Annotated in this window: 7 protein-coding genes; all 7 read left to right on the top strand. The window is 71.0% G+C overall.

What is annotated here, in order from left to right; translation table 11 throughout:
- Positions 1 to 90: 90 nt before the first annotated feature.
- The 7 genes from ABD352_RS01000 to ABD352_RS00970 are packed head-to-tail and all read left to right on the top strand — an operon-like array spanning position 91 to position 8,766.
- Complete coding sequence (locus tag ABD352_RS01000) at positions 91 to 939, top strand: prepilin peptidase (RefSeq protein ID WP_344610239.1); 849 nt, start codon at positions 91 to 93, stop codon at positions 937 to 939.
- Between the two features lie 53 nt (positions 940 to 992).
- On the top strand, positions 993 to 2,018 hold the full coding sequence (gene pilM, locus ABD352_RS00995) for a type IV pilus assembly protein PilM (protein ID WP_344610238.1): 1,026 nt from the start codon (positions 993 to 995) through the stop codon (positions 2,016 to 2,018).
- A complete protein-coding gene (locus tag ABD352_RS00990) occupies positions 2,015 to 4,366 on the top strand; it encodes a hypothetical protein (RefSeq protein ID WP_344610237.1) in 2,352 nt (783 codons plus the stop codon). Before pilM ends, ABD352_RS00990 begins: the two co-directional genes overlap by 4 nt.
- Positions 4,366 to 4,923: a type 4a pilus biogenesis protein PilO gene (pilO, locus tag ABD352_RS00985; RefSeq protein ID WP_344610236.1), complete on the top strand. Its 558-nt coding sequence runs from the start codon at positions 4,366 to 4,368 to the stop codon at positions 4,921 to 4,923. Before ABD352_RS00990 ends, pilO begins: the two co-directional genes overlap by 1 nt.
- An 8-nt stretch (positions 4,924 to 4,931) precedes the next feature.
- Positions 4,932 to 6,611 (top strand): type IV pilus modification PilV family protein, encoded by a 1,680-nt coding sequence (locus ABD352_RS00980; protein WP_344610235.1) that lies wholly within the window; start codon positions 4,932 to 4,934, stop codon positions 6,609 to 6,611.
- The gene (locus ABD352_RS00975) at positions 6,608 to 7,222 is read left to right on the top strand and encodes a hypothetical protein (RefSeq protein WP_344610234.1); all 615 of its coding nucleotides are present in this window, start codon (positions 6,608 to 6,610) and stop codon (positions 7,220 to 7,222) included. Before ABD352_RS00980 ends, ABD352_RS00975 begins: the two co-directional genes overlap by 4 nt.
- Positions 7,222 to 8,766 (top strand): ricin-type beta-trefoil lectin domain protein, encoded by a 1,545-nt coding sequence (locus ABD352_RS00970; protein WP_344610233.1) that lies wholly within the window; start codon positions 7,222 to 7,224, stop codon positions 8,764 to 8,766. Before ABD352_RS00975 ends, ABD352_RS00970 begins: the two co-directional genes overlap by 1 nt.
- Positions 8,767 to 8,787: the final 21 nt, after the last annotated feature.

Raw genomic sequence — 8,787 nt, 5'->3', positions numbered from 1 at the left:
AAGCGTTCCGGTCGCGGGCCGCCAGAACCACCTCCGATCAATAGACCACGACCAGCGATAGACCCCGACCAGACCGAAAGGAACCCGGACATGACGCTCGTGCTCGTCGTCGTGGGCGTCCTCGGGCTGGCCGTCGGGTCGTTCCTCAACGTCGTCATCCACCGCCTCCCCCGCGGCGAGTCCCTGCTGCGCCCGGCCTCCCACTGTCCACAGTGCACGGCTCCGGTGCGCCCCTGGCACAACGTCCCCGTCCTCGGCTGGCTGCTGCTGCGCGGCCGCTGCGCCGACTGCGCCGCGCCGATCGGCATCCGGTACCCGCTGGTCGAGCTGGGCACGGCGCTGCTGTTCGTCGCCGTCGCCGCGCGCATCGCCGCACCCTCGTCCGGCCGCGGCGGCACGACGGGCGGTGCGACAACGGGCAGTGACTGGCTCGGCAACGCGGCGCTCGTCAACCTCCCCGCCTGGCTGTACCTCGCCGCGATCGCCGTCGCCCTGGCCCTCATCGACCTCGACGTGCTGCGCCTGCCCGACGCGATCGTCCTGCCCTCCTACGTCGTCGCCCCGCTGCTGTTGCTGCCGGGCGTCATCGTCGAGCGCGACTGGTCGGCGGCCCTGCGGGGCGTGCTCGCGATGGCCGCGCTGTGGACCCTCTACTTCCTGCTGTCGTTGTACCGCGGGGGAATGGGCCCTGGCGACGTCAAGCTCGCGGGCGTGCTCGGCCTGTACCTCGGCTCGCTCGGCTGGCCCTCGGTCGCCATCGGCACGCTCGCCGCCTTCGTCCTCGGCGGCACCGTCGGGGTCGTGCTGCTGGCCACCCGCCGGGCCGGGCGCCGCACCCCGCTGCCGTTCGGCCCGTCGATGCTGGCCGGCGCCCTCATCGCGCTGTTCGCCGCGGCCCCGATCACCGACTGGTACAGCAACCTGCTGGTCCCCGCGTAAGTGTGCGCCGCCCCCGGCGCGAAGGCGTGGGCGGCTCTTGTCGAAGGAGCACGATGGCCGCTGTCAACCTGATCGGCCTGGACATCGGGACGGTGTCCATCCGCGCGGCGGAGACCAGCAACGGCAAGGACGGCCCGGCCATCAGCAACTTCGGCCACATCCTGCTGCCGCCCGGGGTCGTGCAGAACGGCGCCGTCCAGGACGAGCCAGCCGCAACCGCCGCGCTCAAGCAGCTCTGGCACACGTTCAAGTTCCGCAGCCGCAAGGTCGCCCTAGGCGTCACCCACCAGCAGGTCGTCGTCCGCGAGACCACGGTCGCCAACCTGCCGGCCAAGGAGATGCGCAAGGCCCTGCCGTTCCAGGTCCGCGACGCGCTGCCGCTGCCGCCGGAGCGCTCGCTCATCGACTTCTACCCCTTGGAGGACGCCGGCTCCGCCGACACGATCCGCGGCCTGCTCATCGCCGCGCCCAAGGAGCCGGTGCTGGCCGCGATCCGCGCCGTCGAGGCGGCCAAGCTGCACGTGGTGCGGGTCGACCTCGCCTCCTTCGCGCTGCTGCGGGCCGCCTCCCGCCTCGACGAGCAGGTCGAGGCCCTCGTCGACATCGGCGCCCACGCGACCAGCGTGGTCGTGCACCACGACGGCGAGCCGCTCATCGTGCGCACCATCCCGCGCGGCGGCAACGAGATCACCAAGACCGTCGCCGACCGCCTCGACATCCCGCTGCAGGAGGCCGAGGAGCTCAAGTGCCGCGTCGGCCTGCGCCCCGACGCCGACCCGGCCAGCGCCTCGGCGCTCAAGGACTCCGTGCGCCCGCTCATCAACGAGATCGGCAGCTCGTTCGCCTACCTCACGGCCGCCGGCCGCCAGGCCCGGGTCAGCCGCCTGGCCCTGTCCGGCGGCGGCTCCATGCTCCCCGGCCTGCTCGATGCCCTGCACCAGCAGCTCGGCGTCGAGGTGATCGCCGTCGACCCGGTCATGCGCGTGCGCGGCCTGCGCCGCGTCCGCCAGGGCAGCCTGGACCAGGTCCGCGCCTCCGCCGCCATCTCCGTCGGCCTGACCCTGGGAGCGGACGCATGAGCGGCCCGGACCACGAGCAGACGCCCGTGTGGCAGCAGGAGGCCACCTGGGCCGACTCCGGCCGCAAGGACCCGGAGCGCCGCCTGACCGGCATCATCCTGCCGTCCTTCGACGACCCGGCCGACGACGACCACCTCGACGAGGTGGAGCGGGACCGCCGCACGCGCGCCGGCCGCCAGGACCCGAGGCCCACCGCTGACGAGCCCACCTACCAGCAGTACTCCAACCTCCGGTCCGGCTACGACCACCCCACCCACGGCCAGTCCACCCAGGGCCAGTCCACCTACGGCCACCCCGCATTCGACCAGCCCACGTACGAACAACCCACCTACAACCGGCCCACGTACGACCCGCCCGCCTACAACGAGTCCATCTACGACCAGCCCACCTACGACCAGCCCGACTACGAACGGTCCGGCTACGAACGGTCCGACCACGAACGGTCCGACTACGGGCAGCCCGGCTACGACCAGTCAGGCTATGGCCAGCCGAGCTACGGGCAGTCCAGCTACGGGCAGTCGGGATACAGCGAGCTCGACGGGCCCATCCCGTCCGACCCGCCGGTCCGCGTCGTGCCCGCCGGCCCTCCCCCCGCCTGGCCTCCACCCGAACCCACGCTGCCCGAGCCCACCCTCTCGGAGCCCACGCTGCCCGGGTCCACGATGTCCGGCTCTACGCCGTCCGGGTTTACGCTGTCCGGCTCTACGCCGCCCGGGTCCGAGCTGCCTGAATCCGCGCTGACCGGGTCCACATCGTCTTGGTCGACCATGCTGTCCGGAACGACGGTGCCCGAGGCCGAGCCGGTCACATCGCCGGCCGACGCCGCCGCGGCACCGGTGCGCCGCGAGTTCCCCCGCTACATCCACGGCGAGTTCGTGGTGTCCGACCTGGACGAGCCGACCAACCCGGCCCGCTCGGCCCCGTCGGCCACGCTGACCGAGCCGTCGACGTCCCCGGGGGGCGGCTTCGACCCGCTCACCGCCCCTGTCGACGTCCTGGCCGACCATCTGCGGACCCCGCCGTCCGAGCTGCGCAACGCCCTGCCGTCCTGGGCCATGCCCCCTCCCCCGCCGCCCCCCGCCGACGAGTGGGAGCGCACCCCGTACGCCGACCTCCCGCCGTCCACATCGGACGAACCACCGGCCCGGCCGGCCACCCTGCCGGCCGCCACCTGGACCCCGCAACCGGCCGCGGCCCCATCGCCGGCACCATCGGCAGCACCGACCCCGGCGGCGGCACCGGCGCCGCAGGAGCAGCCGCGGCCCGCGGACCGGCCGACCGCCCAGCTGCCCACGGTCCACGCACCGCCCTCGCACGCCACGCCGGCCACCCAGCCGCCGCCCGCCCTCGCGCCGGCCCAGCCAACCGCACCGACGCGGCAAGAAGCACCAAGCCGACAAGAAACACCAAGTCGGCAAGAGGAACCGAGCCGGCAAGAGGAACCGAGCCGGCAAGACGCACCGAGCCGGCAAGACGCACCGAGCCGGCACGAGGCGCCGGCCGAGCAGAACGCGGCGACACGGCAGCACGCCCCGAGCCGGCAGAACGCCCCGGCCCAGCAGCAGGCGCCGACCGAGCGACTGGCGCCGGTCGACCAGGCTCAGGACGTACCACCGCCGGAAAATGCCGCCGAGAAGCCTCGCAAGAACGGGTCCCGGGCCGGCGCCGCGCACCCGGCGTTCCCCGACGCGACCGCGCGCACGTTCCGGATCCTGCCGATCGCGGCCGACCTCATGCCGCTGGAGATCGCCGAGACGCGGCACGTGCGCCGCCTGCGCCGCCTGGTGATCGGCGGCGTCGTGGTGGTGGCCGCGCTCGTCGGCGGCTGGTACGGCATCGCCGTGCACGAGCACACCGGCGCCGCCGAGGAGCTGCAAACCGTCCTGGACACCCGGCAGGGCCTGATCCGCGAGCGCCACAACAAGTACGACGAGCTCACCAAGATCCAGGGTGACTCGAAGCTGATCGACGAGCGGCTGCGCAAGGTGCTCGAGCGGGACCTGTCCTGGTCGAAGCTGATCGCCTCGCTGCGCGACACCGCGGGCGCGAAGAACGTCAAGCTCACCGGCATCACCTGCGCCCTGAACCAGGACACCGCCGCCGCGCAGGCCGACCCGGACAAGGTCGGGACGATCATCGTGACCGGCACGGCACAGACGAAGGCGGTCGTCGCCGCGTACGTGGACGCCCTGGCGAAGCTCGACGGAATCGCCAACCCGTTCCCGACCGACGCGACGGAGGAGAACAACGCCGTGACGTTCACCATCCGCATGCAGATCACCAAGGCCGCGCTCGGCGGACGGTTCACCACGCCCACCCCCACGCCCAGCGCGAGCGGGGGCAAGTGATGCGCAACGACCGCCTGTGGCTGCTCGGCGGCGCCCTGTTCGCCGTCGTCATCGTCGCGTTCGGCTACTACTTCCTCATCGCCCCCAAGAAGGCCGACACCGCGTCGATCCGGGACAGCGCCGCCAACACCGAGATCGAGAACGCCGGCAAGCGCAAGGAGCTGGCCGACCTCGCCAAGCAGTACGCGAACATCGAGCAGTACAAGGCCAAGCTGGCCAACGACCAGGCCGCCCTGCCGGCCGACGACGCCGCCGCCGACCTGCTGCGCGAGCTGCAGAAGGCCGGCGAGCTCGCCGGCGTGACCGTGAGCGGCGTCAGCGTCGGCACCGCCGTGGACCTCAAGCCGACCGTCGGCTACGAGATGTACGCGCTGCCGGTCAGCCTCAACGTGGCCGGCCCCACCGTCAAGATGAACCCGTTCCTGGACCAGCTGCAGCAGGTGCAGCCGAGGGCCATGCTCATCAGCTCCGTCAACTTCGCCCCGAGCAGCTCGACGAGCCTGGACAAGGCGGTCGTCACGATCAACCTCGAGGCGTTCTACGCCCCACAGGCATGACGGCTGACATGACGAGAGACCGCCGCCGCGCCGACGAGGGGTTCAGCCTCGTCGAGACCCTCACCTCGCTCGCCATCATGGGCGTGGTCATGACCGCGCTCACCACGTTCTTCATCTCCACCACCAACACCATCAACAAGGAGCGCGGCCTGCAGATGGCCGTCCAGTACGCCCACGACGGCGTGGAGATGGTCCGCTCGCTGCCCGGCCCGAAGCTCGCCCAGGGCCGCAGCGCCATCGACGTGGCCAACCAGCTGCTCACCGACCACGTGGCCAACCTGGACCTGACGGCGCTCAGGAACTCGATGAAGCCGGCCGTGGACAGCGCGCTGAGCCTCACCGCGGCCAGCGTCAACCCGATCCTGCCGATCATTCCCGAGACCCGCACGTTCAACGGCACCGTCTTCGCGCGGCACTGGTACGTCGGCACCTGCGTCATGGACCCGAAGCTGAGCGACGCCCCGTGCCTGCTGTCCTCGACCGTGAGCAACCCGCTGTCGTTCTACCGCGTCGTCGTCGCCGTCACCTGGCAGAACTCCCGCGCCTGCACGGGCGGCGAGTGCTCCTACGTGACCGACACGCTCGTCGCCGGCAGCCTCACCGACCCGATCTTCAACCCGAGCGTGACCGTCACCCCGCCGCTGCCGGACAACCCGGGCAACCAGACCAGCGAGGTCACCGTCCCGATCACCCGGCTCGCGCTGACCGCCTCGACGGCGTACCCGCCGATCACCTGGTCGGCCGAGAACCTCCCGCCGGGCCTGGTCATCAACGACGCCGGGAGCATCACCGGCACCCCGACGGTGGCCGGCGTCTACGTGGTGCGGGTGGTGGTGAAGGACAACGCCAGTACCAACGACGCCTCGTTCAACTGGACCGTCAACCCGCTGCCGGCCATCCCCCAGCCGGTCGACCAGACCTGGGACGCGGGCTCCGCGGTGTCCTACACCGTCCCGCTGACCGGCGGCACCGCGCCGATGACGTGGAGCGCCACCGGCCTGCCCGCGGGCCTGTCGATCGCCCCGACGACCGGCGTCATCACCGGCAGCAGCACGGCGACGGGCGCGGCCGCGGCGGCGACGGTGAAGGTGGCGGTCACCGACAAGTACGGCAAGTCCGCCAACGCCACCTTCAAGTGGAACACCAAGGTCGCCGTCATGTACCCCAACGCCACCACGCCCATCGCGCTGACCAAGGGCGTGGCCTACAGCGGTTCCGTCGTCGTCGCCGGCGGCTCGGGCGTGTACACGATCACCTCCCCGAACCTGCCGCCCGGCCTGTCCATGACCTCGGCGGGCGTGGTCAGCGGGACGGTGACGGGCGGGACGCGGTACCTCGTCACCCTGAACGTCACCGACAGCCTCGGCGCGACCAACTCGACCGTCGTGCCGGTCAACGTCACCGTGAACTCCGGCCTGAAGATCACCGCGCCGACCGCCTCGGCGCCGGACAAGACCGGCACGAAGGGCACCGCGATCGCCACCCAGACGGCCACGGCGACGGGCGGCACCACGCCGTACACCTGGGACGCCACCGGCCTGCCGCCGGGCATCACGCTCGCCACCACGAGCAACAACGGCGTCATGACGGGCACCCCGACCACCAGCGGCTCCTACGTGGTGACGCTGACGGTCACCGACAAGACCGGCGCCACCTCGACCTTCTCCTTCGTCTGGAAGATCACATGAGCCTTGCCGAGCGTTTCCGCGACGCCACGCGACGGGGCGACGACCGCGGCGTGACCCTCGCCGAGCTCGCCGTCACGACCGGCATCATGTCGGTGGTCATGGCGATCTTCACCACCGGCCTGGTACAGCTGTTCAAGGCCGGCAACGCCAACGAGATGGTCGCGCTGACCCAGGCCCAGCTCAACACCGCATTCCTGCGCCTGGACCGGGAGCTGCGCTACTCCGCCGGCTTCGGCCCGCTGCGCACCGACGCGAGCGGCAACACGTTCGTCGAGTACCTCAACCCCGGCACCGCCGGCGGCACCCCCGCCTGCGTCCAGCTGGAGCTTTACAAGGACGGCAAGACGCTGCGCCGGCAGGCGTGGCCGTCGCAGGGCTCCAAGCCGACCGGCAGGTGGTCGGTGCTCGCCTCGCAGGTCAACGTGCCGAAGAGCTCGATGTCCTTCCCCGCCAGCGACAACACGACCTACCAGCGGCTGCGGATCCAGCTGTACGTCGCCTCGAACCCCGGCAGCGGCCAGACCGAGGCGTTCACGGATCTCACGTTCACCGCCCTCAACAGCAGGCCCGACACCGCCCCCTCCTCCATCTGCCCGGAAGCGAGGACGTGATGCTGCTCCGCGCCCTTCGGCGCCTGCGCCGGCGCGACGACGGTTCCCTGCCGCTCGCCATGATGCTCACCCTGGTCGGTACGTCCCTGAGCACCCTGATGGTGCCGATCGCCATCACGCAGCTGCGCGACACGGCCGAGACGATCGACCGGGCCAAGGCGCTGCACGCCGCGCAGGCCGGCATCGACGTCATCGTCGGCAGCATCCGTGCCTCCGCCGGCACCCTCGCCAACGTCCTCTGCCTGCCGGCGGCCGACCCGCTGCTCGGCGTCGTCGGCGGCGGGCTGCCGGGCCGCTACCAGGTGTCGATCCAGTTCCAGGACGCCACCACGACGAACATCAACGACTGCAAGACCCGGGCCTCGATCCTGCGCACCGTGCCGACCTACGCCGTGATCACCTCGACCGGCACCACCAAGGAGAGCCCGACGGGCCAGCTCACGGCGATCCCCAAGAACGACCCGGCGGCCCGCACACTGACCGCGACCTACGTGTTCCGGTTCACCAACGAGAACGTCGAGGGCGGCCTGGTCAAGTTCTACGGCGGCGCCTACTGCCTCGACGCGGGCTCCGGCTCGCCGGCGGTGGGCACCAACGTGAGCACCCAGCCGTGCAGCGCCGGCAGCTCGCGGCAGATGTTCGCGTACACCAAACAGCTCGCCCTGCAGCTGGTCTCGTCCAAGACCGCGGCCAACCCCCAGGGCATGTGCCTGGACTCCGGGGCGAGCCCGGTGTCCGGCTCCCTGGTGCAGTTCCAGGTCTGCGGGAGCCCGACGTTCCCGTACAACCAGCGCTGGAACATCAACGACAGCTCCAACTTCCAGAGCACCGCGTCCAACGGCACGAGCCTCGGCAGCCTGTGCTTCCACGCCAAGTCCGGCAGCACGCCCGGCGCGTTCGTCGAGCTCAGCTCCTGCGGCGGCGCGGCGGACAACACCAGGACCTTCGCCCCCGAGGCATCGGTCGGCGCCGGGGCCGCGGGCGCGCCGTACCAGCTGGTCAACTTCAAGCAGTTCGGCCGCTGCATCGACGTGACGAACTTCGACACCACGATCGGCTTCCTCATCGTGTGGCCGTGCAAGCAGGCGCCGAACCCGCTCAACGTCGGCTGGAACCAGCGCTTCTCCATCCCCAGCAACGGCACCCTCCTGGGCTACGCCGAGGGCAGGATCAGCACGTACGACAGCACCAAGACGTACAAGACCTACTGCCTGACGACGGCCGACCCGTACCCGGCGGCGCAGCACTTCGTGACCGTCAAGGAGTGCCCGACTACTGACGACAACAACGTCAAGTGGACGGTGTACTACGACATGGGCCAGGGCAGCTACGGCACCAGCTACGTCATCAAGGACTACAAGGGCAACTGCCTCACGCCCGCCGACCTCGACGACGCCAAGCTGCCCGCGGGCGACGTCTTCAAGGGCAGTACCACGGTCAGCAAGCTCACCATGGCCGTCTGCAACGCCTCCAAGCTGCAGAAGTGGAACGCCCCGCCCAACGCCGACGATCCCTCGCCGCTGAAGAACATCGGTGAGAACTGACCTTCCCGTAGGGGCCCGTTT

The organism is Dactylosporangium salmoneum, assembly GCF_039532525.1.
Taxonomy (GTDB): Bacteria; Actinomycetota; Actinomycetes; order Mycobacteriales; family Micromonosporaceae; genus Dactylosporangium; species Dactylosporangium salmoneum.
This window is presented reverse-complemented; position numbering and strand designations above follow the sequence as displayed.

Excerpts from the sequence above, each read along its gene's own strand:
- ABD352_RS00975 (WP_344610234.1), top strand. The coding sequence starts at position 6,608 with ATGAGCCTTGCCGAGCGTTTCCGCGACGCCACGCGACGGGGCGACGAC.
- pilM (WP_344610238.1), top strand. The coding sequence starts at position 993 with ATGGCCGCTGTCAACCTGATCGGCCTGGACATCGGGACGGTGTCCATC.
- ABD352_RS00970 (WP_344610233.1), top strand. The coding sequence starts at position 7,222 with ATGCTGCTCCGCGCCCTTCGGCGCCTGCGCCGGCGCGACGACGGTTCC.
- ABD352_RS00980 (WP_344610235.1), top strand. The coding sequence starts at position 4,932 with ATGACGAGAGACCGCCGCCGCGCCGACGAGGGGTTCAGCCTCGTCGAG.
- ABD352_RS01000 (WP_344610239.1), top strand. The coding sequence starts at position 91 with ATGACGCTCGTGCTCGTCGTCGTGGGCGTCCTCGGGCTGGCCGTCGGG.
- ABD352_RS00990 (WP_344610237.1), top strand. The coding sequence starts at position 2,015 with ATGAGCGGCCCGGACCACGAGCAGACGCCCGTGTGGCAGCAGGAGGCC.
- pilO (WP_344610236.1), top strand. The coding sequence starts at position 4,366 with ATGCGCAACGACCGCCTGTGGCTGCTCGGCGGCGCCCTGTTCGCCGTC.